General features: G+C 40.5%; 31 protein-coding genes and 1 other RNA gene. 10 read left to right on the top strand and 22 right to left on the bottom strand.

The window, feature by feature from the left end:
- From IEV18_RS08795 to IEV18_RS08805, 3 genes are all read left to right on the top strand, one after another.
- On the top strand, positions 1-486 hold a 486-nt coding region (locus IEV18_RS08795), incomplete at its 5' end, for a transposase (protein WP_188392021.1).
- 271 nt (positions 487-757) lie between these two features.
- Positions 758-1267, top strand: coding sequence for a GNAT family N-acetyltransferase (locus IEV18_RS08800; protein ID WP_188392022.1), 510 nt, complete (start codon positions 758-760; stop codon positions 1265-1267).
- Between the two features lie 29 nt (positions 1268-1296).
- The gene (locus tag IEV18_RS08805; protein WP_188392023.1) at positions 1297-1713 is read left to right on the top strand and encodes a GNAT family N-acetyltransferase; all 417 of its coding nucleotides are present in this window, start codon (positions 1297-1299) and stop codon (positions 1711-1713) included.
- Positions 1714-1811: 98 nt separating this feature from the next.
- Here the strand turns inward: IEV18_RS08805 and IEV18_RS08810 are convergent, their stop codons facing one another.
- From IEV18_RS08810 to IEV18_RS08820, 3 genes are all read right to left on the bottom strand, one after another.
- Positions 1812-2180 carry a truncated hemoglobin gene (locus IEV18_RS08810; RefSeq protein WP_188392024.1) on the bottom strand — a complete coding sequence of 123 codons (369 nt, stop codon included), beginning with the start codon at positions 2178-2180 and terminating at the stop codon, positions 1812-1814.
- Between the two features lie 357 nt (positions 2181-2537).
- Positions 2538-4073 carry an FAD-dependent oxidoreductase gene (locus IEV18_RS08815; protein WP_188392025.1) on the bottom strand — a complete coding sequence of 512 codons (1536 nt, stop codon included), beginning with the start codon at positions 4071-4073 and terminating at the stop codon, positions 2538-2540.
- Positions 4074-4160: 87 nt separating this feature from the next.
- The gene (locus tag IEV18_RS08820) at positions 4161-4397 is read right to left on the bottom strand and encodes a ferredoxin family protein (protein ID WP_188392026.1); all 237 of its coding nucleotides are present in this window, start codon (positions 4395-4397) and stop codon (positions 4161-4163) included.
- Between the two features lie 135 nt (positions 4398-4532).
- Between IEV18_RS08820 and IEV18_RS08825 the strand changes: the two genes are divergently transcribed.
- Complete coding sequence (locus IEV18_RS08825) at positions 4533-5726, top strand: M14 family metallopeptidase (RefSeq protein WP_188392027.1); 1194 nt, start codon at positions 4533-4535, stop codon at positions 5724-5726.
- A 23-nt stretch (positions 5727-5749) separates the two neighbouring features.
- Here IEV18_RS08825 and IEV18_RS08830 read toward each other — a convergent pair whose 3' ends face one another.
- The 3 genes from IEV18_RS08830 to vrrA all read right to left on the bottom strand — a co-directional run bounded on the left by IEV18_RS08830 (position 5750) and on the right by vrrA (position 7420).
- Positions 5750-5956 carry a DUF6501 family protein gene (locus IEV18_RS08830; RefSeq protein ID WP_188392028.1) on the bottom strand — a complete coding sequence of 69 codons (207 nt, stop codon included), beginning with the start codon at positions 5954-5956 and terminating at the stop codon, positions 5750-5752.
- Between the two features lie 13 nt (positions 5957-5969).
- Entirely contained in the window at positions 5970-6929 is a 960-nt protein-coding gene (gene msrA / locus IEV18_RS08835; protein WP_188392029.1) for a peptide-methionine (S)-S-oxide reductase MsrA, read from the bottom strand.
- 74 nt (positions 6930-7003) lie between these two features.
- Positions 7004-7420: a VrrA/YqfQ family protein gene (gene vrrA / locus IEV18_RS08840; RefSeq protein ID WP_188392030.1), complete on the bottom strand. Its 417-nt coding sequence runs from the start codon at positions 7418-7420 to the stop codon at positions 7004-7006.
- Positions 7421-7692: 272 nt separating this feature from the next.
- Between vrrA and IEV18_RS08845 the strand changes: the two genes are divergently transcribed.
- The gene (locus IEV18_RS08845) at positions 7693-8025 is read left to right on the top strand and encodes a YolD-like family protein (RefSeq protein ID WP_188392031.1); all 333 of its coding nucleotides are present in this window, start codon (positions 7693-7695) and stop codon (positions 8023-8025) included.
- A gap of 36 nt (positions 8026-8061) precedes the next feature.
- On the opposite strand, the gene IEV18_RS08850 is transcribed toward IEV18_RS08845, so the two are convergent.
- The 6 genes from IEV18_RS08850 to IEV18_RS08875 all read right to left on the bottom strand — a co-directional run bounded on the left by IEV18_RS08850 (position 8062) and on the right by IEV18_RS08875 (position 11059).
- Positions 8062-8277, bottom strand: a complete 216-nt coding sequence (locus tag IEV18_RS08850) for a YozE family protein (RefSeq protein ID WP_188392032.1) — start codon at positions 8275-8277, stop codon at positions 8062-8064.
- A gap of 14 nt (positions 8278-8291) precedes the next feature.
- Positions 8292-9062, bottom strand: a complete 771-nt coding sequence (gene tatC, locus IEV18_RS08855; RefSeq protein ID WP_188392033.1) for a twin-arginine translocase subunit TatC — start codon at positions 9060-9062, stop codon at positions 8292-8294.
- 59 nt (positions 9063-9121) lie between these two features.
- Positions 9122-9289 (bottom strand): twin-arginine translocase TatA/TatE family subunit, encoded by a 168-nt coding sequence (gene tatA, locus IEV18_RS08860; RefSeq protein WP_188392034.1) that lies wholly within the window; start codon positions 9287-9289, stop codon positions 9122-9124.
- 21 nt (positions 9290-9310) lie between these two features.
- A complete protein-coding gene (gene tatA, locus IEV18_RS08865; RefSeq protein ID WP_188392035.1) occupies positions 9311-9520 on the bottom strand; it encodes a twin-arginine translocase TatA/TatE family subunit in 210 nt (69 codons plus the stop codon).
- Between the two features lie 82 nt (positions 9521-9602).
- Entirely contained in the window at positions 9603-10070 is a 468-nt protein-coding gene (locus IEV18_RS08870; protein WP_373281904.1) for a dihydrofolate reductase, read from the bottom strand.
- 32 nt (positions 10071-10102) lie between these two features.
- Positions 10103-11059, bottom strand: a complete 957-nt coding sequence (locus IEV18_RS08875; protein WP_188392037.1) for a thymidylate synthase — start codon at positions 11057-11059, stop codon at positions 10103-10105.
- A gap of 141 nt (positions 11060-11200) precedes the next feature.
- On the opposite strand from IEV18_RS08875, the gene IEV18_RS08880 reads away from it, so the two are divergent.
- A complete protein-coding gene (locus tag IEV18_RS08880) occupies positions 11201-12217 on the top strand; it encodes a C40 family peptidase (protein WP_188392038.1) in 1017 nt (338 codons plus the stop codon).
- 37 nt (positions 12218-12254) lie between these two features.
- Here the strand turns inward: IEV18_RS08880 and IEV18_RS08885 are convergent, their stop codons facing one another.
- Positions 12255-13922, bottom strand: coding sequence for a formate--tetrahydrofolate ligase (locus tag IEV18_RS08885; RefSeq protein WP_188392039.1), 1668 nt, complete (start codon positions 13920-13922; stop codon positions 12255-12257).
- Positions 13923-14202: 280 nt separating this feature from the next.
- Here IEV18_RS08885 and IEV18_RS08890 point away from each other — a divergent pair, with 280 nt between their 5' ends.
- The 4 genes from IEV18_RS08890 to IEV18_RS08905 all read left to right on the top strand — a co-directional run bounded on the left by IEV18_RS08890 (position 14203) and on the right by IEV18_RS08905 (position 17170).
- On the top strand, positions 14203-14403 hold the full coding sequence (locus IEV18_RS08890; protein ID WP_188392040.1) for a cold-shock protein: 201 nt from the start codon (positions 14203-14205) through the stop codon (positions 14401-14403).
- Positions 14404-14820: 417 nt separating this feature from the next.
- Positions 14821-14961 carry a cytochrome c oxidase subunit 2A gene (locus IEV18_RS08895; RefSeq protein WP_188392041.1) on the top strand — a complete coding sequence of 47 codons (141 nt, stop codon included), beginning with the start codon at positions 14821-14823 and terminating at the stop codon, positions 14959-14961.
- Between the two features lie 17 nt (positions 14962-14978).
- Positions 14979-15482: a cytochrome c oxidase subunit II gene (locus tag IEV18_RS08900; RefSeq protein WP_188392042.1), complete on the top strand. Its 504-nt coding sequence runs from the start codon at positions 14979-14981 to the stop codon at positions 15480-15482.
- 77 nt (positions 15483-15559) lie between these two features.
- A complete protein-coding gene (locus IEV18_RS08905) occupies positions 15560-17170 on the top strand; it encodes a b(o/a)3-type cytochrome-c oxidase subunit 1 (RefSeq protein WP_373281905.1) in 1611 nt (536 codons plus the stop codon).
- Between the two features lie 17 nt (positions 17171-17187).
- Here the strand turns inward: IEV18_RS08905 and IEV18_RS08910 are convergent, their stop codons facing one another.
- The 9 genes from IEV18_RS08910 to IEV18_RS08950 all read right to left on the bottom strand — a co-directional run bounded on the left by IEV18_RS08910 (position 17188) and on the right by IEV18_RS08950 (position 23609).
- Positions 17188-17727 carry an isoprenylcysteine carboxyl methyltransferase family protein gene (locus tag IEV18_RS08910; protein WP_188392044.1) on the bottom strand — a complete coding sequence of 180 codons (540 nt, stop codon included), beginning with the start codon at positions 17725-17727 and terminating at the stop codon, positions 17188-17190.
- Between the two features lies 1 nt (position 17728).
- A complete protein-coding gene (locus IEV18_RS08915; protein WP_229733611.1) occupies positions 17729-18823 on the bottom strand; it encodes a type III polyketide synthase in 1095 nt (364 codons plus the stop codon).
- 30 nt (positions 18824-18853) lie between these two features.
- Positions 18854-20341 (bottom strand): carboxypeptidase M32, encoded by a 1488-nt coding sequence (locus IEV18_RS08920; protein ID WP_188392046.1) that lies wholly within the window; start codon positions 20339-20341, stop codon positions 18854-18856.
- A gap of 4 nt (positions 20342-20345) precedes the next feature.
- Positions 20346-21482, bottom strand: a complete 1137-nt coding sequence (locus tag IEV18_RS08925) for a THUMP domain-containing class I SAM-dependent RNA methyltransferase (protein ID WP_188392047.1) — start codon at positions 21480-21482, stop codon at positions 20346-20348.
- A 127-nt stretch (positions 21483-21609) separates the two neighbouring features.
- An RNA gene (gene rnpB / locus IEV18_RS08930) (RNase P RNA component class B) lies at positions 21610-21993 on the bottom strand.
- Between the two features lie 127 nt (positions 21994-22120).
- Positions 22121-22432, bottom strand: coding sequence for a cell division regulator GpsB (gpsB, locus tag IEV18_RS08935; protein ID WP_188392048.1), 312 nt, complete (start codon positions 22430-22432; stop codon positions 22121-22123).
- Between the two features lie 118 nt (positions 22433-22550).
- A complete protein-coding gene (locus IEV18_RS08940) occupies positions 22551-22955 on the bottom strand; it encodes a cytidine deaminase (protein WP_188392049.1) in 405 nt (134 codons plus the stop codon).
- A 51-nt stretch (positions 22956-23006) separates the two neighbouring features.
- Positions 23007-23351 carry a DUF1798 family protein gene (locus IEV18_RS08945; protein WP_188392050.1) on the bottom strand — a complete coding sequence of 115 codons (345 nt, stop codon included), beginning with the start codon at positions 23349-23351 and terminating at the stop codon, positions 23007-23009.
- 39 nt (positions 23352-23390) lie between these two features.
- Positions 23391-23609 carry a hypothetical protein gene (locus tag IEV18_RS08950; RefSeq protein WP_188392051.1) on the bottom strand — a complete coding sequence of 73 codons (219 nt, stop codon included), beginning with the start codon at positions 23607-23609 and terminating at the stop codon, positions 23391-23393.
- Positions 23610-23840 lie beyond the last annotated feature (231 nt).

The raw sequence follows: 23840 nt of genomic DNA on the forward strand, positions 1-23840 counted from the left end.
CGGGTACAAAGTACTTGGAATGACTACGATCGGAAAAAGTGCAAAAAAATGCGTTATGTATTTTACAAGGACAGTGGGAAATTATCTGATAAGGATCGATGGTACTTGAACAGATATTGTCAGATGTCGGAAGAATTAAGAGCAGCCTATCAATTAAAAGAAAAGTACTGTAAATGGTTCCAACAAGCAAAACAGAATGGTCTTGAGAAAATCCAAGAAACAAAAAAAGGTTTATATCGCTTTTATGAGTTGGTGGAAGAATCAGGAATACCAGAATTTAAAAGAAATATTCAGACCTTAAAGAACTGGCAAACAGAAATATTAAACAGCTTTGTATATGGATATTCAAATGGATTTTTAGAAGGGATTAATAATCACACGAAAGTCATGAAACGGAATGCGTTTGGATTTAGAAACTTTAGACGTTCCCGTGCACGAATATTACTATCGCACAAGTATAAAGAAATTGGAGTTCATGTGGGTTAGGAAGACAGTTTCCTTTTACTCCTCTTCCTTTATTGGTGAAATTTATTTCACCAATAAAGGAAGAGGCCACCAAGCGCAAGCGCGGTAGCCTAAACCCCAACAATTGACATAGAACCTATGATTAGAACTTCATCTTGATGATTATATCGATAGCCAGGAAACAAAGAAAATTGTTGGGGAAACGGACGGACATGGCCGATGGTTTGCTTGGGAATTGTAATGATTCAACTAAATTTGTCATTTTTCTAGAGTAATAGAAAGGATGCAGCAGATGATACGGATTATAGAAGCAACAGAAAAACATGTTCAAGGAATTTCCGATGTTTGCACGATTGCCAATTGGACAACGTATAAAGACATATATTCAACCCGTTATATTGAAAAAGTAATTAAAGAGTTTTATCAGCCGGACAGAATTTTAAAAGAAGTGACTGTTAAGGACAGAAGCTGGGGCGGATACTTTGTTGCTGTGGAGAATGACGAGGTTCTCGGAGCTGCCGGCGGCGGCATGATTAGCGAAAAAGCAGGAGAGATTTATGTGCTCTATATCCATCCAAGCCGGAGAAATGAAGGAATTGGCACGAAACTATTTGAAGCGGTAACGAACCAGCAAAAGGAACAATTTCACGCAGCCGAACAGTGGGTATCCGTTGCGAAGGGGAACGAGAGGGGGATCCCGTTTTATGAAGCGAAAGGATTTCAGTTCCAATATGAGGAAATAGATGAAGGAAGTACCGAGGAAGAAAAATATATTTCTTTAAGATATTATCGGAAAATTTAGATAACAACTAAAAATGCGGGTGTTGCAGAATGGAAGTGCGTTTAAGAAATAACAGAAAGGTTTTCATTCGGGAATATGAAGATAGGGATTTTCATTTAATACAAGCATTAAATAAGAGGGAAGGGTGGACAAATTTAGCGGTAAATAGCGAACGTACTAAGATTGCCTGGGAACATTCGAATGTTGCCATTGTTGCCGAGACAGAAAATGACGAAATCGCTGGGTTTATTCGCGGTTTGACAGATACGGCAATAAGCATATACATATGCGAATTGTTAATAGATAAAAAATTTCGGGGACAGGGACTGGGGGAAACATTGCTTTGTTATGTTCAGCAATTATATCCAAATGCAAGAATTGATCTTTTAGCAACCCGTATATCCCGTTCATTTTATGAGAAATTAGGATTCAGACATTTTGCTGGATTTAGAAGAACAAAAGGATAAAAAGCCGTTTATGGCCTTAAAAACTAAAGGCTAAAACGGCTTTGAAACTTGAAAAATGCTGATACTTTCATAAAAAGTTCAGCTTGCTCGAGCACTCCTTAGTTTTGGCTATCTTCATTTCTGTTTAACAAGCTGTTTAATAACTCTCGGATTTTTTCTATTAATGATTGTTTTGCATCTTCCGCAAAATCTACTTCCTGAATCGTCTCAATCATTGTTTCCATCCATATTTGCGCGCCTTCTTTACGAACATGAAAGGGATGGCTCTTGTTTACCCGATCCGTATCTTCATTTTCCGAAGCGGTATTTGCCAATTTGGCTAGAAATTGCCGCTGTCTTTCCTTTAACCGTTCAACATCTACATTTTTTTCCGAAAAAAGATGAATAAAATAAGGTTTTTTAGTTAATTTATCGTAAAACCGTTCAACGAGCTCATTGATCGTTTCTTGCGTAACGAGTTGCGCCAATGGAAATTCCTCCTTAACGAATATAATCACTATCAGTATAGCAAAAAGTCGATACGATTCGTTTCAGTTCACAATTATGTAAAGAAATTTATGACCATTAAATGAAACCCATGTCAAAATCGAAGCAGCATGAAGGATTGTAATGTAATTGAGGAGAAGGAGGAAATATTATTAGGAACATATGTAAAATATGAACGGAAGGGAGAAGTTTTTTCACAGCGACCTGTATAAAAAAGTTTTAATTAGTTTACATAATATATATTATCGGAAGTAATAGGGAAAGAGACAATAACTGTCTCAAAACTTAAGTTTACTCATGATAGTGAGATAAAATTAAAAAATTGGAAAGCAGCCTGTTTAGCTGCTTTCATTCCATTCGTATCTTTTTAAAGGTTCTTTTGCCGGACCGTTAATCACTTCGCCGGTAATGGAAAATCGTGATCCGTGGCATGGACAATCCCAAGTGCGGTCGCCGGAATTCCATTCTACTTCACATCCTAAGTGGGTACACGTTGTATCAACTGCGTAAAGTTGATTATTTTTTCCTTTGTATATTCCGGTCCGCTTGCCGTTTATTCTTGTAATTACTGCATCATCATGTTGTAAATGTTTCAGCTTGTCATCAGAAAAATCCAATTTCCCTTTAATTAAATGTTTGGCAACGTCGGCATTAATTTGTATAAATTTCTTCACATCCGGATCTGCGTGGAATCGTGCCGGTGAATACAATTCGCTGTAAGCGCTTTCTTTGTTCAATATAATATCTGCGCATATTTTAGCAGCAATCGTTCCGTTCGTCATTCCCCATTTCCGATAACCGGTGGCGACAAGAACATGCTCTTCCGATTCTGTAATCGGTCCGATATATGGAATTTTGTCAATCGTCGTATAGTCTTGGGCGGACCACCGGTAAACGATTTCTTTTGCAGAAAAATGTTTTTCGACAAATTGTTTCAAGTTTTCGTAATGTTCCAATGTAGATTTTCCCTGACCGGTTTTATGGTTTTCTCCGCCGACAAGCCATAAATTCTCTCCGTTTATCGACGCATGCCGGATGGATCTCGTTGGCGATTCCGCACTAATGTACATGCCTCCAGGATATTCCTTATCCGTTTTAAAACCGATCAAGTAAGACCGTTCCGGATACATTCTGGCAAAATAAAAACTTTGTTTATCATAAAAAGGAAAATGGGATGCACTAATAATGTATTTGCTGATAATTCTTTTGCCGTCTTCAGTAATGACTGCAGGATGTTTATTGTATTCAATATCTTTTGCAGCTGTATTTTCGTAAAGCCGCACTCCGTTCTCCACACATTTCTCCACTAATGTCTTTAAATATTTCAGCGGGTGAAATTGGGCTTGATTTTTCATAATTAAGGCGGATTTCACTGGTATTGGCAGCTTGATGCTGTCCGTTAATTCACCCTTGATGTTTAACTGTTCGTATGCTTGCATTTCTGTTTCCAATTTTTGCTGATACTCTTCAGAGTTAGTGAAAATATATGCATCCTCTTCTTTAAAATCACAATCTATTTGATGCTCTTTTATAATGCTATGAATCAACTCCTTCGCTTCCACCGCGGCTTCATAGTATTTTCTTGCTTTTTCCTCGTCAAAATGCTGGATTAGTTCGTCATAAATTAAATCATGCTGGGCAGTAATTTTTGCGGTCGTATGCCCGGTAGTTCCGGTTAATATTTTTCCAGCTTCGATCAGGACGACGTTTATTTTTTCTTTCGATAATAAGTAGGCTGCGGTAATCCCGGTAATCCCGCCGCCGACAATCACAACGTCTGTTTTCATATTATCTTCGAGCTTGGGGAATTCCGGAAGTTTTACCGTATTAAGCCACAAACTCTCCGGTTCATCTGGTAATTGTAACAGAGTCAACACAAGTCCCTCCTTTTATTTCATTTTGACCTGTTACAGTAGAATTATGTAAATAAAAAAGCCATGTACGAGACATGACTTTTCTTTTTACCCATGGAAGAATTTGCGGTTAAGCTCAATGTATTCGATTTCCTCTTCTGGAACTTCATCTTCAATGTATATCGCTTGAACAGGACAAACTGCTTCACATGCACCACAGTCAATACAGATGTCCGGATCGATATAAAACATATCCTCTCCTTCTTCTATACAATCAACGGGACAAACTTCCACGCATTCTGCAGCTTTTTCTGTTTTACAAGGCGATGTAATTACAAAAGCCACCGTTATCTCCTCCTACTTATATATGTAAATCCATTACCATTTTAGTATAACTCAACTTTTAAGAAAAATAAAAGAATCATCTATACATCAAAATTTTCATAAGATGAATACAAAAGCATGTAAAGGAGGAATTGTATGGAAGTCCTCGTTCGTCCGGGTGATTCCTTTTGGTATTATAGTCAAGTTTTCTCCATGCCGTTGCCGTTAATAGAGGATTCGAATCCTGACATTGATCCCCTTCGGTTGATTGCTGGTACGCCAGTGCAAATACCCGGCTATATTACAGAAACATATGTTGTTCAGCCGAATGACTCCTTCTGGTCAATTGCCAACCGCTATCAGTCTACCGTTGAACAAGTGCAATTGCTAAATCCGAATATTCTTCCGAATCAGTTGCAAATCGGTCAAACGATTACTGTGCCAATCCGGGTCAGCCAATTCGTCGTTGATGACCCCGGCCAATATACATATGAAAAAATGCAGCAAGACTTGAATCAGCTCCTCACCATTTACCCCTTTCTCCGGCGGGAACAGATCGGCCAGTCTGTCTTAGGGAAGGATATTGATGAAATCCAAATTGGCAGAGGACAGAAAACGGTTCATGTTAACGGTTCCTTCCATGCCAATGAATGGATTACAACTCCTGTATTAATGCGGTTTATAAACGAATATGCATTATCTTTAACGAACGGGCGTCCTGTCCGGGGACTCTTTCTTCTCCCCTTTTATCAAACAGTAAACTTGTCCGTCGTTCCGATGGTAAATCCTGACGGAGTCAATCTCGTCATTCAAGGTGCAGATGCGGCTGGTGACAGAAAAGAAGAAGTATTAGCCATTAACAGTCAGCAGGCAGATTTTTCCCAGTGGAAAGCAAATATCCGTGGAGTTGATTTAAATAATCAATATCCAGCCCTATGGGAAGTGGAAGCAGAAAGAAAACCGACCTCTCCTGCGCCAAGGGATTTTCCTGGAACATCTCCCCTAACAGAACCTGAAGCCATTGCCATGGCTGATTTGGCAAAAACCCGTAATTTTGCTCGTATGAGCGCCCTTCATACACAAGGGAAAGTGATTTATTGGGGATTTCAAAATCTGGAGCCGCCGGAAGCAGAACAATTGGCAAATGAATTCAGCAGAGTATCCGGGTTTACGCCAATCCGTTTCATCGACAGTTACGCCGGATATAAAGATTGGTTTATTCAGGAGTTTCGCAGACCGGGTTTTACGATTGAACTAGGCTTAGGGACAAATCCGCTGCCGGTTGAACAATTTCCGGAAATGTATGAAGAAACGTTAGGAATCCTTCTGGCAAATTTGTATATGCCATAAAAATAACAGGGGCTTGTCCCCTGTTATTTCACTTCTTTAAAATATTCTTTGCGGAATCCGCCAATCCGATTGCTGTTGTCAATAATAAAGTAAAACTCGTCCGTTTCATTTTTTACATCATAAATCTTTCCGGGCGTTAATTTTCTGTTTACGATAAATTTTTTCGCATCGGCATGGACACATTCAATTTGTTTTATCGTATCCCGTTTTTCCCAATTTAAATGAATCATGTTCTCACCCCGCTTATTGAAATAAATATAAATATTCGCCGTACCCCTTCTCTTCCATTTCTTCCACAGGGATAAATTTCAAAGCGGCAGAATTGATGCAATATCGCAAGCCGCCCTTATCTTTCGGACCGTCAGGAAAAACATGTCCAAGATGGGCGTCCGACAGTTTGCTGCGGATTTCTGTCCGAATCATTCCATGGGAAGTATCCAGCTTTTCTTCTAAAAAGTACGGGTCTACCGGCTTTGTAAAGCTTGGCCAGCCGCATCCGGCATCATACTGGTCCTTAGAAGAAAATAACACATCACCGGTAATGATATCAACATAAATTCCTTCCCTCTCATTGTTCCAATATTCATTTTGGAATGGCGGTTCTGTGCCATTTTCCTGTGTAACATGATATTGCATCGGGGTTAGTTTTTTCTTCAATGTATTTTTGTCCATTTGCTTGGACCACGTTTTCTTAATAAAGTCCTCTCTTCCCGACCCTTTCTTATACATCCGGTAATGATAGGAATTTTTCTTATAATAGTGTTGATGTTCTTCTTCGGCAGGATAAAAGGTGGAAGCTGGCAAAATTTCGGTTACGATTGGCTTTGAAAATTTACCGCTTCGTTCCAATTCTTTTTTTGACTGCTCTGCAATTTGCCGCTGTTTTTCATTATGATAAAAGATTGCTGTTTTGTATGATTCGCCCCGATCATGAAACTGCCCGCCCGGGTCCGTCGGATCAATTTGCTGCCAAAAGGTTTCTACTAATTTTTCATAGGGCATCACTTGAGGGTTAAAGGTGATTTGTACAGCCTCTACATGACCTGTTGTATTGGAACAGACTTGTTCATACGTTGGATTTTCTACATGACCTCCGGTATAGCCGGAAACAATTTGGATCACACCAGGTCGTTCATCGAAGGGTTCCACCATACACCAAAAACACCCGCCGGCAAAAGTTGCCAGTTCTTTTTTCGAATTCATCCATATCCCTCCTATGCCTTTATGATTTCTATTTTTCTTATTTTCATGTGAAAAATCAACTGCTTTGCTTTCGATTAGATAAATAATTTCGGTTTGGACACTCCGGTTCTTTGCCGGGAAGTTGTCTGTTCCGTTTCCTTCACTTTATGTTCCGCTTTCTCTTTTTTTTCCTCTTCCTCTCCTCCGTCCATCGCCTGGATTTCTTTAAATGCTTTCATCATCCGATACATTGCCGGAAGATTTTTCACCATTGGTCCGTATTCTTGGATAATTGGTGCTGTCGTTTGTACCACATTTAATATTTGCTGAACGTTCGTTAATGTTTTGGACAGGCCGGTTATTCCTTTGTCAGCAATATTCGTAAGGGAATTTGTCCGTGCAGCCGGCACAGAACGATGCGGAAACGGGTGTCTTGGCGCTCCTAAGCGGAAGGGATGTCTATTTCTGTTCATTCGTGCTGGATACATTCCTGGTCCTTGTTGTAAAAACATCATCTCTCTCCCCTTTATTTCAATACTAAACATCTAACTTATCATACGCTTCCATTAGGCAATTGGTGTAGGCGATACAATGGAACTTCCCTCCTAGTGTGGAGGTATGAGATGCAGAAAATGTTTAGCTTTTGCATATATTTCCTGGGCAAGCGCAGAAATCTACAATTATCTGCAATTTCCTCCTGTTTTTGGCGAATTTTGCCGATAGCAATAATCCAATTTGAACAGGAACATTTGTTCTGGTATACTGTTGGAGAGGTGAGGATAAAATGCCAAAGGATCGGGGAGCGATAAAATGGACTTCCTTAATGCTGCCGGAACATGTGGAATTGCTGCAGCAAATATGGAAAGATGACAAGACGGAAAAGCCGACACTTGACCCGCAGCAGCTGGAGGAAATGGAATATGAACTCAATCAGGCATACCAGCAGAAACAACCCATCCAAATTACGGTATATACCGCCGGGAAAAAGCAATCGTATAAAGGTGTAATGACGAAATGGAAAAAAGAAAAAGGAACGATTTTGCTCCAAAGCGAGGGCCAAAAAGTGGAAATTCCTATTTCAAGCATTATTGCGGCTGCTGCGGATTATGATAAATGAAAATAGCTGCAATTCGTGAATGATTGCGAATTGCAGCTATTGGTTTCTATATTTATTCCACAGTTCGTCAAAGGTCGCCAGCGCATTCGCGAATGGGCTGTTCCATTCCAAATAGCTGCTGATTTCATCATAATCCCGGGAATGTTGCGGAAAGTCATGATCGTGAAAGGCCCAGTCAGCCAGGCGGCTTTCATCATCCGGCTTATTTTTTCCTCTGAATGTTAATAAAAACTGATAAAAGGATCGGCTCATCGGTTTCACCAATATTAAATCGTTTCTTCCCGCATAAATTCTTCATGTTTCCGCAGCTTTCTCCGATAAATGACCTTCGACAATTGTAAACTGACTTCATAAATAATAATCATCGGAATCGAGACGAGAATCGGCGTAATAAAATCTGGCGGCGTAATGATCGTGCTGATTACTACCAATATGAAGTAGGCATATTTCCTTGTCTTTTTCATAAAATCCGGTGTTAAAACTCCTAAACTCGTTAAGAACATGACAACAATCGGCATTTCAAATAAAAGCGCGATTGGGATTGTCACACGGAATAAAAAGCCGAAATATTTGTCAAGGGTAAACATGACATTAAACATCCCGTTATTCAGCGTTAAGAGAAATGGAATAATAAACTGGGTAAAGAGGAAATAGCCAAATACTAATCCGGCAATAAATAAAATGAAAATAGCCGGGATAAAGGATACGGAGACCCGTCTTTCCTTTGGAGTGAGGCCGGGTTTAATAAACGCCCAAATTTGATATGCCAAAATAGGGATTGTTCCGCTGACGGCAATTAAACCGGCCATGGCAAAATATAGCCATATAATTTCACCCGGACCAATGGCTGTTAGTTTGAAACCTAAATCTTTCGCAAAAAATGCGTATATATCTTCAATAAATATAAATCCGACAATAAAAAAAGCGAAAAAGAATACGGCGGTAACGATAATGCGATTCCGCAATTCGGATAAATGGCCAACGACATCCATTTCTTTTTCGTCATGCTGATTTAATTTTTCTTTCGCCATCTTCATCCACTCCCTGCATGAGCATAAAAGAAGATGTAAGGAACACGCCCTACACCTCCATACAATTAATTATTTTTCTTTTCCTCTGAGTCAGAAGCAATTCCTTGGGCTGCTTTTTTAAATTCCTTCAAGGATGAGCCAAAGGCTTTTCCGATTTCCGGTAATTTGGAAGGGCCAAAAATTACCAAAGCAATAATAAGAATTAATATTAACCCAGGTATACCGATACTCATTTGTAAAATCACTCCGAAATGTTATTTGCTGTTTTTGTCTGTGATTATTGCTTTCGCTTCATCTATTTCGTCTTTTGCATCACTCGTCAAATCATTTGCGGACTTTTTAAATTCCCGTAACGTTTGACCAAAGGCTTTTCCGATTTCCGGCAATTTTTTTGGTCCAAAAACGACCAAGGCGATAATCAGAATTAATATTAAACCAGGAACACCAATCCCTGCTAGTCCCATACGTACACCTTCTTATCGTAATTAGTATAGTTTTATACTTTCATATTACCATGCAACGCGGGAAGGAAACAAGCCATATTCCTTATCTCCGGTCGTATTGCAAAAAATAGTAATCATACGGATTTTTCTCGTTCCTCTCCCCTTTTGTTTTCGAAGTTAATCTCCATTCCTCTTCGGAAAAGTGAGGGAAAAAGGTGTCGCCTTCAAATGTTTCATCGATAAACGTAATGTACATCCGGTCTGCCAGCGGCAAGGCTTGAGCAAAAATCTCCCCGCCGCCAATGACAAAGATCTCTTCCTCCGGATTTTTTTCATTCCAGTTGACGAGCTCCTGGAGATTTTCAATCACCTCAACCCCTTCCGGAAGATCCGGATTGGAACGGCTTAACACGACATTCCGGCGATTCGGCAGCGGTTTGCCGATGGAAAGAAAGGTTTTTCTGCCCATGACAATCGTATTTCCCGTTGTTTTCTCTTTAAAAAACTTCAAATCCTTTGGCAAATGCCAAGGCAAATCATTTTTATTTCCGATAACCCGATTACGGTCCATGGCAACGATTAAAGATATCACGTTATTTCCTCCTAAACAGCGATTGGTGCTTTAATAGCCGGGTGTGGATGATAATTGGCAATTTTTATATCGTCGATATCAAAATCAAATATCGATTTTTTGCCCTCGTTTATTTCCAATGTTGGGAAAGGACGGATTTCCCTTTCTAGCTGAAGTTTCACCTGTTCCACGTGATTTGAATAAATATGGGCATCACCTAAAGTGTGGACAAATTCGCCTACATCCAAACCGCATTCATGGGCAATTAAATGGGTGAGCAACGCATAGCTGGCAATGTTAAACGGCACGCCCAAAAAAACATCTCCGCTGCGCTGGTATAATTGACAGGACAGTTTCCCGTCGGCTACATAAAACTGAAAAAGGGTATGACAAGGCGGGAGAGCCATGTTCGGAATATCTTCCGGATTCCAGGCCGAAACAATATGTCTTCTGGAATCAGGGTTATTTTTAATAGAATCAATGACATTTTTCAGCTGGTCAATCGTATCGTTTTGGGAAGTTTTCCACGCCCGCCATTGTTTGCCGTAAACAGATCCGAGATCGCCATATTTTTCCGCAAAGTCATCGTCGTGCAAAATTTTTTCTTTAAACAGTTGCATTTGTTCATCATAACGATTTTTAAATTCCGGGTCTGTCAGACTTCTTCTGCCAAAATCTGTCATATCCGGACCATCATATTCATCGCTCTTAATCCATTTTTCAAAAGCCCATTCATTCCATATATTATTGTTATGCTGCAATAAATAGCGGATATTTGTGTCCCCTTTGATAAACCATAGCAATTCGGTTGCTACTAAACGAAAAGCTACCTTTTTTGTCGTGAGCAGCGGGAACCCTTCTTTTAAATTAAACCGCATTTGATAGCCAAAAATGGAATACGTACCTGTGTTTGTACGGTCATCTTTTTTATGTCCATTCTTTAAAATATGTGAACAAAGCTGTAAATATGCTTCTTCTCCGTATAGCATCTTTCCAATTCCTCCAATTTCTAAGAAAACAAAATATGTTAAATTTGTGTTGCATTTATTGTAACACAACCGTAAAGCATAGAAGACATATTTTAACATAAATTTGATAAAAATAGATTGGCAGAATGGGAGGACATTTTGATGATAGAAGGAAGTGTGCAAGAGATAGTAACACGCTCTGCTCTTTATAGTATCGTCCTGAGCCAACCTTTTTTAGTTGCTGCCGGAGTTTACCCGCAATTGGAAAAAGCGATAGTTCAAGAAAATAATCCATTACAGTACGGCGAACACGGGGAAGCTGTCCGTTTATTGCAGACGAAATTAAGCCAGCTCTCCTATCTCCATGAAGATGATATAGATGGCAGCTATGATATATTGACGGAATACGCAGTGAAAAAGTTTCAAGGTGACCATCATATTGATATGACCGGATACGTAGACGCAAAAACGTTACATAAATTGATTGAACTGGATAAAGAAAAAAAGATTAAAAAGCTGGAGCAGCTCAGTGAAACGATTGCTCCGGGAACGGTAAGCGACGAAGTAAAAGCAGTACAAGAAACGTTGCAGGATTTCGGATATTACAATGGAGAAATTGACGGCATTTACGGCCCGCGAACAAAAAAAGCATTGGAAATGGCTGAGAAAATCCACGATTTAGAATTAGTAGATGAAATTGCTCCATCCTCATTAACGGTCCTATACGAAACAGAGACAGAAACGGTTGATTCCGTTGAGCAAAAGGCAGCAGAAACGGAAACGAATGTAAAGGAAATTAAAACGGTACCTGTTCAAACCGGAAATGCGAACGTCATTGAATCAGCAAAATCGCTAATTGGCACTCCCTACGTCTGGGGAGGAACAACTCCGTCCGGTTTTGATTGCAGCGGGTTTGTCCAATACATTTTTCAGGCCCACGGCTATACAATTCCCCGCACAGTTAATGAAATTTGGAATTTTACCCAGCCGATAGAAAAACCGTCCATAGGCGACCTTGTTTTTTTCCAGACGTATACGAACGGACCTTCCCATTTAGGAATTTATCTCGGAAATGGAGACTTTATTCATGCCGGAGTTAACAATGGGGTAACAATCAGCAATTTAAGCGAATCTTATTGGCAGGAGCGTTATTTAGGCGCAAAAAGAATAAATCAGTAAAAGTGCAAACAAACTTGTTTGCACTTTTGCGATAAGTTTAAAACAGACCGGTAATTTTCCCGCTGTTTTCCACATTCATATTTAATGCTGCCGGCTTTTTAGGCAATCCCGGCATCGTCATGACATCGCCCGTAAGGACAACGATAAAGCCTGCTCCGACAGACGGTTTGAGTTCCCGGATGTGAATCATAAAGTTTTCTGGGCGGCCAATCTTTTTCGGGTCATCCGACAGAGAATATTGGGTTTTCGCCATGCATACCGGAAGATTGCCCCAGCCTTGTTTTTCGTAATATGCGATTTGCTGCTGTGCTTTGGGCGAAAGTTCGATATCTTTCGCACCGTAGACAATTTGGGCAATTTTGCGGATTTTTGCTTCTAACGAATCTTCTAATTCATATATCGGCTGGAAAGTTTGGGGAGAAGCTGCTTTTTCCACAACTTTTTTCGCAAGCAAAATTCCTCCCTCTCCTCCTTTCCCCCATACATCCGTCAGAGCCACGTCAATATCCTGTTCAAGACACCATCTCTCCACCCATTCAAGCTCCTGTTCCGTGTCTGTCGGAAACTTATTAATTGCTACAACGAAAGGCAGTCCGAAATGCTTAATCGTTTCGATATGTTTCTGTAAATTTTTTACTCCTTCTTTCAGGGCTTCGAGATTTTCTTCTTTTAATGCATCTTTCGGTACACCGCCGTGCATTTTTAACGCGCGGATTGTCGCGACAATTACTACTGCGTCAGTTCGGATTTTGCCGATTCGGGATTTAATGTCGAGAAATTTTTCTGCACCTAAATCCGCGCCAAATCCGGCTTCCGTCACAACATAATCGGCAAGTTTCTGCGCTGTTTTTGTTGCCATAATACTGTTGCATCCGTGGGCAATATTCGCAAACGGTCCGCCGTGGATAATGGCAGGCGTATTTTCCGTCGTCTGCACCAGATTCGGTTTTATCGCATCCTTTAATAATAGGGTAAGCGCCCCTTCTACCTCCAGATCCCGAACTTGGACAGGCTGTTCGTCGTACGTATAGCCGATGACAATGTTGGAAAGCCGTTCTTTTAAATCTTCCAAGTCTTTTGCTAAACAAAGTATCGCCATAATTTCCGATGCTACGGTTATCTGAAAATGATCTTCTCTAGGGCTCCCTTGTTTCGGCCCGCCAAGACCGACGATGATATTCCGCAAGCTGCGGTCATTCATATCCATAACCCGTTTCCATTCAATTCTTCGCGGATCAATGTTTAACGCATTTCCTTGATGAATATGATTATCGATAATGGCAGCCAATAAATTGTTCGCTGCGGTTATCGCATGTAAATCCCCGGTAAAATGCAAATTAATCTCTTCCATCGGCAAAACTTGAGAATAGCCGCCGCCGGCCGCTCCTCCTTTTATTCCCATAACCGGCCCCAGGGACGGTTCCCGTAAAGCAATGATTGCCTTTTTGCCAATTTTGTTTAATGCTTGTCCTAAACCGACGGCAACGGTAGACTTTCCTTCTCCCGCTGGGGTCGGATTAATGGAAGTGACGAGAATAACCTTGCCGTCCGGCTTATCTTCCAATTTTTGCAGCAGCCGGTCAGATATTTTTGCTTTCGTACGACCAAATGGTTCCCAATCTTCTTCCGCTAACTCCAATTGTTCAGCAATTTGCTCAATTGGTTTTAGCGTTGCTTGTTGTGCAATTTCAATATCAGTTTTCATCTTCGCTCTTCCCTTCTGTCAATCACTTATGCATGCAATTTCATTGTACAAGATAAATTTGCAAAAAAATGTATCAAATTCTTGACTAATTCTTCCATTTAAGCTATAGTAATGGCAAGCAAAGAAGATGTACGGATTCATTAATAAACAGGCAGCTTCAAGTAGAAGTGGATGTAACAGTGATCCTACACTTCTATAACGAGGTTGCCTTTTTTTAATGCAATTTGTCCCTCTCCTTTGTATTAACACGTGTTACGTGAAAGTTTTTAGGAGGATTGAAATGCAAAACGGTGTAGTAAAATGGTTTAATGCAGAAAAAGGTTACGGGTTCATTCAAATTGAAGAAGGAAATGATGTTTTTGTACATTATTCCGCTATTCAGGAAGAAGGCTTCAAGTCACTAGAAGAGGGGCAAGAAGTTACATTCGAAATCGTTGAAGGCGAACGCGGACCACAAGCAGCAAATGTTGTAAAAAAATAAAGAACAATTGTATATAAAGGTGAGAAGGTGTCCTATAAAGACACCTTCTTTATTGCAGTCATGGATTTTATAGCTTTACACTTCCCTTAGAATATCCTTTTAAACCTTCCAGCTTCTTCTAATATTTGCCGCAAAGTCGGACAGGCCTCTAAAAAGCTTCTTCTATTTATCGATTAACTTCCCCCATTTCAATCGGGAAATTCAAGGAACAATTCTCCTCCTTTGACAGAAATTTACTTCGTTTTATTCACAAATCATTCACATTCTTTTTTAACCATTTAGTTAGAAAAACCTATAAATCAATAAGTTTGTGCGTTCTTGAACAAATTGTGAAACGTCCTCGGATGTGCTTAAAATCATAGTTTTATTGTGTATGATGAAATTAGAAGTAATCCTAATTCAAAGGGGTGAAAATTAATGAGTGCAAAAGAGAAAAAAGTACATCATGACAAAGAACCTGATTTAAGAGGAACTTTAGCTTCTGTTTCTCTCGTAGGATTATTCATTGTGATTACTTGGGTAGGAGCATTTACGCTCTTTCTCTCAAGAGGATTTTAACAAAAGGAGGATAACTCATGCACATTCACAAGTTTGAGAAATACTGGTTAATTGCCGGTATTGGCGGACTAATTGTATTCTTAGTCATTCTTGGCTTTGGTGCTTTCTATCTCGGCACCCATCCGCAAAGTCACGGGATTGTAATCGATCCGGAAAACATTGAAGCAAATGAAGCATTTAAAAAAGAAAACTTAGGACTCCATGAAATTGGTGACGGAAAATATGTTTTAAACGTAGTTGCATCTGCTTTTAACTACGATTTAGGGGTTGACGAAGACGGCAAACCTGTAAAACATATTCAAATTCCTAAAGATTCGAAAGTATTGATTCAAGCAACCACTCCTGATGTAATCCACGGTTTTAACATCGCAGGTACAAACGCAAATATGATGGTTGAACCTGGATATATCAGCAGCATGGAAGTAACCTTTAAAAAGCCTGGGGAGTACACCCTTGTATGTAACGAATATTGTGGTACAGGACATCATTTAATGTATGCCACAGTGGAGGTGGTTGAATAATGGCGATTGAAAAGCTGGAAACCTATCAAGATGAAAGGTTGCCTTTAGTCATTACGAAACAAGAATCAAGACTTTACATGTCCTTTATTTATGTAGCATTTATCGCTTTATTAATTGGTGGATTAATGGGACTTTTGCAAGTCTTGGTTCGCTCTGGACACTTCACTTTGCCAGCCGGAATTGATTACTATCAAGTATTAACCGTTCACGGTGTTATTTTGGCGCTCGTACTAACGACATTCTTTATTATCGGTTTCCAATTTGCACTAATGGGTAAAACGGTTGGAATTTCTGATCGCCAGCGCCGGTTAGGTTGGCTCAGTTTCTGGACGATGACGATCGGAACTGCTATTACAGCAACAACGATTCTATTAGGTAAAGCTAGTGTACTTTATACGTTCTACGCACCATTGCAGGCACATCCTGCTTTTTACATCGGCTTAACGTTAGTTATCGTCGGAAGCTGGATTGCTGCATTTGTAAACTTTCATCAATTAGCAGTATGGAAAAAGAAACATCCGGGTGAAAAATCACCACTACTTGCCTTTATGGTATGTATTAACATGGCAATGTGGTTGATTTGTAGTATTGGAGTCGCAGTAAGTGTGTTATTCCACATTATTCCATGGTCCCTTGGTTGGATTCCGTCCATTAACGTACTGCTAAGCAGAACGTTATTCTGGTACTTTGGTCACCCGCTTGTATATTTCTGGTTATTGCCAGCTTACATGGCTTGGTACGCAATTATTCCAAAAATTATCGGCGGAAAAATCTTTAGTGACGCTTTAGCAAGATTATCCTTTGTATTGTTCCTATTCTTCTCCATTCCGGTTGGGTTGCATCACCAATTGACTGAACCAGGATTGGATTCTACTTGGAAGTTTATCCAAGTTGTACTGACGTTAATGGTAGTTATTCCAAGTTTAATGACAGCGTTCTCCATGTTTGCAACGTTTGAAATTACTGGACGCAAAAAAGGTTACGGCGGTTTATTTGGCTGGCTGAAACATCTGCCATGGAAAGACGTTCGTTTCGTAGCGCCATTCGTAGGTATGCTTGCATTTATCCCTGGCGGTGCGGGCGGTATTATCAACGCTTCCCACCAAATGAACTCTCTAGTTCATAACACGATCTGGGTTACAGGTCACTTCCATTTAACGGTAGCAACAACGGTTGTACTGACATTCTTTGGGGTTGCATACTGGCTAATCCCGCATTTAACCGGCCGTACGTTAACGAAATCAATCAATAATCTTGGTCTCGTTCAAACGTACCTATGGGCTATCGGAATGACCATCATGTCTGCAGCAATGCACATTCAAGGTTTGCTTGGCGGACCAAGACGTTCGAACTTCTCGGACTACGGCGGTACAGAACAAGCAGCTGAGTGGGGCTGGTATCAGTTAGCCCAAGCCATTGGCGGTTCAATTCTATTCATTGCGATTATCTTAATGGTTTACATCGTTGCAAAACTTGCTTTCTTTGCACCTAAGGGTGAAGAAGAATTCCCTATTGCAGAGGAAGAAGAAAATGCCGAACCGACACCAATGTGGCTTGAGAACTGGAAGCTTTGGATTGCAATTACCATTGCATTAATCCTATTCGCATATACCGTTCCGATCATGGATGTGATTCAAAATGCACCTCCAGGATCGCCGCCATTTGATTGGCCAATCGGAAACAGTTAAACGAAAAGAGGACAGTGTTAATCGCTGTCCTCTTTCCTATTGTTGGTCATGACTTCTTCCAATGCCCTCTCCTCTACCGGAAGTCGGATATATTTAATCAGCACGATATGGAGAAACGGAAATATGACACTCGTAATAATAGCACCGAATAGGAGCGGAATAACAAAAAGCTCAATCCCGACGATAATATAATTCGGATGCTTTATATACCGGTACGGTCCCCTTTTAACGAGCGGAAAATCGGGCAATACGATTACTTTCGTATTCCAGAACTTTCCCAGACTTTGGATACACCAGATTCTAGCTATCTGTGCCAGCAGGAAAACGATAAAAAAGGCAGGCTGGAATGGGATTACAATCCCCTTCAGCAAAAATACTTCCGTCAAAATTGAAAGGAAAAAAAGAAGGTGCAGGAAAACAAAATACTTATAATGCTCCTCTCCCCTTTCCAGCCCTCCTCTCTCCTTCATCCATTTTTCATTCCTTCTCGCTATGACCAATTCGCACAGACGCTGCACGACAAGAAAAAGGAAAAAAGTCCACAATAAGCCACTCATTTTATTCCCACTCCAATGCCAGTAATTCCGAACTAAAGCCTGGCCCCAGGGCCGATAAAATACTCTTTTCCCCTTGCCGTATATTTTCTTTCATCCATTGTCCTAAAACGTGAAGCACTGTAGCTGACGACATATTTCCGTGATGTTTTAATACTTGGTAGGAATAATACAGTTTGTCCCGGGAACAGTTGAGCACCTCTTCCATTGCCTCCAGCACTTTCTTTCCCCCTGGGTGGGCGATGAAAGAATGAATGGCATCTTTATGCAAATTTTGCTCGCGAATAAATTCGTTTATATGTTCCTTCCAAAAAGAGTGAATTAAGGCGGGAATGCTTTTGGAAAAAACGACCTCCAGCCCGCTGTTCGTAATGTTCCAGCCCATAACTCCCGTACTGTTCCGTTTCGTAAAGGAACTGGCAGCTATAATTTTGGGGGTCGATTTTTTCCGATAGGACAATAGCGGTGATTTTTCGCCAATAATTAAAGCGGCGCTAATTCCATCACCAAATAATGCTGTACCAACAATATTGCTCTTTTTCACATCCCCTTTTTGAAACGTTAGACTCACCAATTCGCAGCAGATGACTAGAACAGCTGCTTGCGGATATGCTGTCGTCCAGTCAAAAGCTCTGGCCAGGCCCATCGCTCCACCGGCACAGCCTAAGCCCCATAAAGGGACACGAATTAAATTTTCTCGAAAAGGACGCTCATTTAACAGATGGGCATCGATGGTTGGCGTTGCTAAGCCCGTGCTTGATACGAAAATAATCATATCAATTGCTTCATAAGGAATCGGTGTTTTTAAGAAATCCATATTATGTAAACAGTCGTCGCTCGCTTTTAACGCATGCTCAAGGGCATACTTTTGATAGAGCTGATTTTTCTCTTCAAAAGTATGCTCCTTTTTAAACCAAGGCACGTCAACGACGAATTGCCTCGCTTTCACTTCCGCATTATCAAAGACAGGGAGCAGCCGATCTACCTGTTTTGAAGTATAGCGAAATAATTCTTTCACTAACATTTTCGCTTCTGCTTGTTCCATCTGATACGGAGGGATGCTTCGTCCGACAGAAATCACATATGTCAATTTCTTCACCTATGTCGTCGTATTTTCCCCAAAAGATTATCAGTAGATTTTTGAATATTTCTCCCTTAAATAGGCTATAAAATAGTCTGGATTTAAGCCCTCTTTTGTTACATCTTGCAAAATCTCCAGCGGCTTTTTCATTTTGCCGTATCGGTAAATATGTCGTTCGAGCCATTGAATTATAGGCTGGAAATTCCCTTCTTCAATTGCGTTATTGATATTCACTTCTTCACCTAAACGATGATAAAACTGTGCTCCATACAACAGGCCTAATGCGTAGGAAGGAAAGTAGCCAAAGTCTCCCCCTGCCCAGTGGATGTCCTGCAATACCCCTTCCAGGTCTGTAGGTACTCGAATTCCTAAATATTCTTCCATTTTTTCATTCCATAATCCGGGTAAATCCTTGACGGCAATGTCCCCATTGATTAATCCTTTTTCCAGTTCGAAACGAACCATAATATGGAATGGATAAGTTACTTCGTCTGCTTCAATACGAATCAGAGAAGGTGTAACTTTATTGATGGCACGGTAAAAGTCCTCAAGGGGAACCGACTGGAAATGTTTCGGTGCATAGGACTGAAATAATGGATAATATTTTTTCCAGAAGGACAGGCTTCTGCCTATATAGTTTTCCCAAAAAAGCGATTGGGATTCATGAATTCCCATCGATGTGCCAGTTGCCAGCGGAGTTCCAGCTAATGTTGCATCTATATGCTGTTCATATAAAGCATGGCCCATTTCGTGGATCGTACCGAATACCGCCATCTGAAAATCATTTTCGTCATATCGGGTCGTGATGCGCACGTCATTGCGGTTGAGGGTTATTTCAAAAGGATGAATCGTTTCATCCAGCCTTCCTGCTTCAAAGTCATAGCCGATTTCTTTTAAAATATCTACAGTAAAAGCTTTTTGGCTCTCTTTCGGAAAATGAGATTTTACGATCGAAGTATCTGGTTTGTTTTTGCTTTCGTTTATTTTTTTCAATATTTCGGACAGTGATTGTCTCAAGGAAGAAAATACTTCATCGAGGAGACGTGTTGTCACTCCCGGTTCATAATTATGCAGCAAGGCATCGTAAATATGGTCTTCATATCCCCAATAGGAAGCAAACTTTTGATTAAATTGGACTATTTTTTCTAAATAAGGCTGAAACAGGGAAAAATCGTCCTTTTCTCTTGCTTCCTGCCAAATCGCCTCGGATTTGGATTGCAAAGTAACAAACTCTTTATATTCATCCTTTGGGATTTTTTTATTGCGTAAATATATTTCTTCACATTCCGCCACTGCTTTTTTTATAATTGGATCCGTATTTTTATCTTTTAAGGAATCGATAAAATGTTTCATCACGTCGGATGTTTGCATGTCATGCAATTTTTGCGCGAACAGACCTACTACTTTCGACCGTTGTTCCACCCCTTTTTTTGGGATTTTTGTCCTTAAGTCCCAATGGATTAAGGAAATTGCCTCCCGGTAGGCGTCCATCTCTTGCAAATATTCTCTAAACTGCTGCTCGATATGTTCTCCCACTTTTTTAATCCCCCTTCTCTTTTTGGCCAAAATATTGATAATAATTTGTTTGAATAAAGCCGTTAAACAGTTTTCTTTTTTTCGTTGCCTTTTTTCCGTAAGCTTTTTCAAACTGTTCAAAGGCGGTTAATATGTATACACTCCAAGTTGGATGATTATTCATCACTTGCCCTAAATCATGGTAAATTTGAAAAACTTCCTTTTCGTCCTTCAGCCGCTGTCCATAGGGCGGATTGCCAACGAGATAGCCATTTTTTTCTTTAATTGTAAGATCTTTAACTTGCATCTGTTTCCAGCGGATTAAATCTGCCAGTCCGGCTTCAAAGGCATTTTTCTCCGCTATTTCGATCATTCGGTGATCAATGTCCGTACCGTGTATATCCAACGGCTGGTCATAATTAGCCATATCCTCCGCTTCTTCATACGCTTCCTGCCAATATTTTTCTTTCATATAAAACCAGTCTTCGCTGACAAACTCCCGATTAAAGCCGGGGGCGATGTTTTGTCCGATAAGTGCAGCTTCAATCGGAATGGTTCCTGAACCGCAAAATGGATCAATGAAAGGATCATCCGGTTTCCAATTTGTTAACAGAACGAGTGCTGCTGCCATTGTCTCTTTTAATGGAGCCTCTCCCTGACCGACGCGATAGCCCCGCTTGTGTAAGCCGGAGCCGGACGTGTCTATCGTTAGTGTGGCAACATCCTTTAATAAAGAGATTTCGATCCGGTAGAGCGCCCCGGTTTCCGGCATGTTGTAGGCAATGCCATGTTTTCGTTTCAGCCTTTCTGCCACGGCCTTCTTTACAATTTTTTGGCAATCGGGAACACTATGCAACTGGGATTTCACTGATTTTCCGATAACGGGAAACTGCCCGTCTTCTGAGATATATTGTTCCCACGGCAATGCTTTCGTTCCTTCAAATAGTTCATCGAAGGTTGTTGCTTTGAAGGTGCCGACAATTATTTTCAGCCTGTCCGCTGTACGGAGCCAAAGATTGCAGCGGGGGATGGCCGTAACCGGCGCTTCAAAAATTACTTTTCCATTTTCCACTTTTTTTTCGTATCCAAGCTGTTCAATTTCTTTTCCGACAAGTGCTTCCAGTCCCATTGCTGCCGTTGCTGCAAATGTCAATTTTTGCATCTTCGCTTTCCTTTCTTTGTTAAATTTTCCCTTAGTGTACCATAAGAAAAGTAAAAAAGTCTTTTCATAGCTAAGCTATAAAAAGACTTTCTCCGATTATTTTTATTTGCCTGTGACCGATTAAATACTCCATAAGCCATGTTCTGTTCCATTGTACTGCAAACGGTGGTCAGCCTCGTACGCCGGTGTAATCATCTGTCTACAGGTTGTTAAACCTGTCCCTCGTTCGGTTCATTTCCCTACTGAAGGGTGCCCCTACCATATTTTGGGTTGCTCACTCGTGGGGTTTACCGCGTTCCACCTGAAATGTTTCCATTTCAGCTCGTCTCTGTGGCACTTTAAAGGATATGGTTCCATATCTGTAACAGACTTAGGAACGGATCCTGCCGTTAGCCCGAAGGGCTACCTTGACTTATGATTTCGTCAAGCACGAACACTACAGGCATCTCAGCCTGTGTGAGCATGGACTTTCCTCTACATGACAAGCGTCATGCAGCGATTACGGGAGTATTTAATCTTTCTTGTGTTAATATCATAACATATCGTGCAAATTCGTCAATGGATGTCATTGCCAATAAAAGCATAGGTTCGTTTAACTAAGGTTATGAAACAGTGTTTCCAGCCGATGGAAAGTTTGTTTACTCATCGGCAAATTTCTTGCCGAAAACGGCCTTTTCCAAATTGGATAGGCGCTTTAATACGTCATAATTAACTTGAGTCGGCTGTGGCTGTTGCGGTGGCCGAACCCTCGTTTTTTGCTCTGCCGAATTTCGCTTCAGCCTTTCGATTTCCTGTTCTAAACGGGCAATCTCCTGCTGAAAGATTTCATAATCTTGTATGATTATATCTAGAAATTCGTCAACTTCATCCTGGTTGTATCCGCGCATAGCCGTTTTAAAATCTTTTTCTAAAATATCTTTGCTAGTCAAGCGTGCCTTTTTTGCATTCATCTGATCACCCCGTCATCTTCACCACTTTAATTTTAAGTTATTCTTGAGTTCATAATTATATACACCCATTATAGCATAAAAAAGGAAACTGAAACCCAGTTTCCTTCTCTCATTATTTTTAGTTTGATTCAGATAAATCTTCCGTCTGGAAGGCAAAGGGCAGCAATTCTTTCATTAGAAATGTCTTTGTTTCTTTTTGCAAATTGGTCAGATGAATGGGCATATCCGGCTGAAAGAATTCGCTCATTACTTGCCTGCAGGCACCACAAGGCGGAACAGGCCGGTCCGTATCTGCTGCTACTGCCATCGCTGTAAATTCCGTTTCCCCGTCAGATACAGCTTTAAAAATGGCAGTTCTTTCAGCACAGCATGTCAGTGAATAGGAAGCATTTTCAATATTGCAGCCGGTATACACTTTCCCTGACTTTGTAAGAAGTGCGGCGCCGACTGGAAATTTTGAATAAGGAACGTAGGCACGCTCTCGTATAGTTATCGCTTGTTGCACTAATGAATCGACAGTCATCTTCTTTCTCCTTCTAAATGTTTTTGAGTAGAAAGTCTCGCATTAAACAAATTACTTTCCGTGCATTTGATTGATGATATACAGGATAGAATGATAAAGCTCCATATACCGTTTTCGCTTTACATCTTTATAATAGCTGTGCATGGCGATTAATTCCATATTTTCACGGGTAGAGGCAATCTGTTGCGGGTGAACGGAGAGGCTTTGCTGCTGCACGCGCTTTAAAGCTTCCTCCTCCCAATTGTCGAGCAAGCTATAAATAGGGGTCACAGCTTCTTTTACTTTCAAAAAAAAATCCCGGTCCCGCAAGTCTTCAGGCGGAGACGCCGTTTCATAACGGGATTTCAAATGTTCAAGCTGTTCGTATAATTTATTGTTCATTTCCGCAAAATCCATGATGGCTTCCTCCAAATCCTAACTTCTGCCACCATTTTATCATAGCTTGTCCAAGTTTTTCTTCAACGAGGCATTAAATTCCGCCAATTTATTTTGCTGCCTTTGATATTTTCTGTCTATATCCTTTTGGATATTCATAATTAAACGTTGTTCCATGAGCCGGATTTGCTCTGCTATTTGCTGAAAGGCGAATTCGGTTTCTTTTTTATCGGCGCCGCCGGTGTACAATGTCTCGTATTTTTTTAGTGCAACAGACATGTTCATCACTCCATTTTTAGTTAGTTATGTATACTTTTCCCTATTGATTGATGATTTCCTTCACGTTCGACAAAACTAGAAGAAAGGTTACAAAAGAAGCGAAAAACGTCATCTTTTCTATAAAATTAGACAAACTAACGGAAAAGGAGGTTGAAAATGGATAAAAGCAAAGAAATTCGGCAAAAGGAAAAACAGCAGCAAAAGGCAAGAACCCCAATAAAAGGTGATAAA

Source organism: Compostibacillus humi, assembly GCF_014637175.1.
GTDB classification, from domain to species: domain Bacteria; phylum Bacillota; class Bacilli; order Bacillales; family Amphibacillaceae; genus Oceanobacillus; species Oceanobacillus humi.

Coding starts and splice junctions, on each gene's coding strand:
- IEV18_RS08800 (WP_188392022.1), top strand. CDS start 758: ATGATACGGATTATAGAAGCAACAGAAAAACATGTTCAAGGAATTTCC.
- IEV18_RS08805 (WP_188392023.1), top strand. CDS start 1,297: ATGGAAGTGCGTTTAAGAAATAACAGAAAGGTTTTCATTCGGGAATAT.
- IEV18_RS08825 (WP_188392027.1), top strand. CDS start 4,533: ATGGAAGTCCTCGTTCGTCCGGGTGATTCCTTTTGGTATTATAGTCAA.
- IEV18_RS08830 (WP_188392028.1), bottom strand. CDS start 5,956: ATGATTCATTTAAATTGGGAAAAACGGGATACGATAAAACAAATTGAA.
- msrA (WP_188392029.1), bottom strand. CDS start 6,929: ATGAATTCGAAAAAAGAACTGGCAACTTTTGCCGGCGGGTGTTTTTGG.
- vrrA (WP_188392030.1), bottom strand. CDS start 7,420: ATGTTTTTACAACAAGGACCAGGAATGTATCCAGCACGAATGAACAGA.
- IEV18_RS08845 (WP_188392031.1), top strand. CDS start 7,693: ATGCCAAAGGATCGGGGAGCGATAAAATGGACTTCCTTAATGCTGCCG.
- IEV18_RS08850 (WP_188392032.1), bottom strand. CDS start 8,277: ATGAGCCGATCCTTTTATCAGTTTTTATTAACATTCAGAGGAAAAAAT.
- tatC (WP_188392033.1), bottom strand. CDS start 9,062: ATGAAGATGGCGAAAGAAAAATTAAATCAGCATGACGAAAAAGAAATG.
- tatA (WP_188392034.1), bottom strand. CDS start 9,289: ATGAGTATCGGTATACCTGGGTTAATATTAATTCTTATTATTGCTTTG.
- tatA (WP_188392035.1), bottom strand. CDS start 9,520: ATGGGACTAGCAGGGATTGGTGTTCCTGGTTTAATATTAATTCTGATT.
- IEV18_RS08870 (WP_373281904.1), bottom strand. CDS start 10,070: ATGGACCGTAATCGGGTTATCGGAAATAAAAATGATTTGCCTTGGCAT.
- IEV18_RS08875 (WP_188392037.1), bottom strand. CDS start 11,059: ATGCTATACGGAGAAGAAGCATATTTACAGCTTTGTTCACATATTTTA.
- IEV18_RS08880 (WP_188392038.1), top strand. CDS start 11,201: ATGATAGAAGGAAGTGTGCAAGAGATAGTAACACGCTCTGCTCTTTAT.
- IEV18_RS08885 (WP_188392039.1), bottom strand. CDS start 13,922: ATGAAAACTGATATTGAAATTGCACAACAAGCAACGCTAAAACCAATT.
- IEV18_RS08890 (WP_188392040.1), top strand. CDS start 14,203: ATGCAAAACGGTGTAGTAAAATGGTTTAATGCAGAAAAAGGTTACGGG.
- IEV18_RS08895 (WP_188392041.1), top strand. CDS start 14,821: ATGAGTGCAAAAGAGAAAAAAGTACATCATGACAAAGAACCTGATTTA.
- IEV18_RS08900 (WP_188392042.1), top strand. CDS start 14,979: ATGCACATTCACAAGTTTGAGAAATACTGGTTAATTGCCGGTATTGGC.
- IEV18_RS08905 (WP_373281905.1), top strand. CDS start 15,560: ATGTCCTTTATTTATGTAGCATTTATCGCTTTATTAATTGGTGGATTA.
- IEV18_RS08910 (WP_188392044.1), bottom strand. CDS start 17,727: ATGAGTGGCTTATTGTGGACTTTTTTCCTTTTTCTTGTCGTGCAGCGT.
- IEV18_RS08925 (WP_188392047.1), bottom strand. CDS start 21,482: ATGCAAAAATTGACATTTGCAGCAACGGCAGCAATGGGACTGGAAGCA.
- gpsB (WP_188392048.1), bottom strand. CDS start 22,432: ATGAATGCAAAAAAGGCACGCTTGACTAGCAAAGATATTTTAGAAAAA.
- IEV18_RS08940 (WP_188392049.1), bottom strand. CDS start 22,955: ATGACTGTCGATTCATTAGTGCAACAAGCGATAACTATACGAGAGCGT.
- IEV18_RS08945 (WP_188392050.1), bottom strand. CDS start 23,351: ATGGATTTTGCGGAAATGAACAATAAATTATACGAACAGCTTGAACAT.
- IEV18_RS08950 (WP_188392051.1), bottom strand. CDS start 23,609: ATGTCTGTTGCACTAAAAAAATACGAGACATTGTACACCGGCGGCGCC.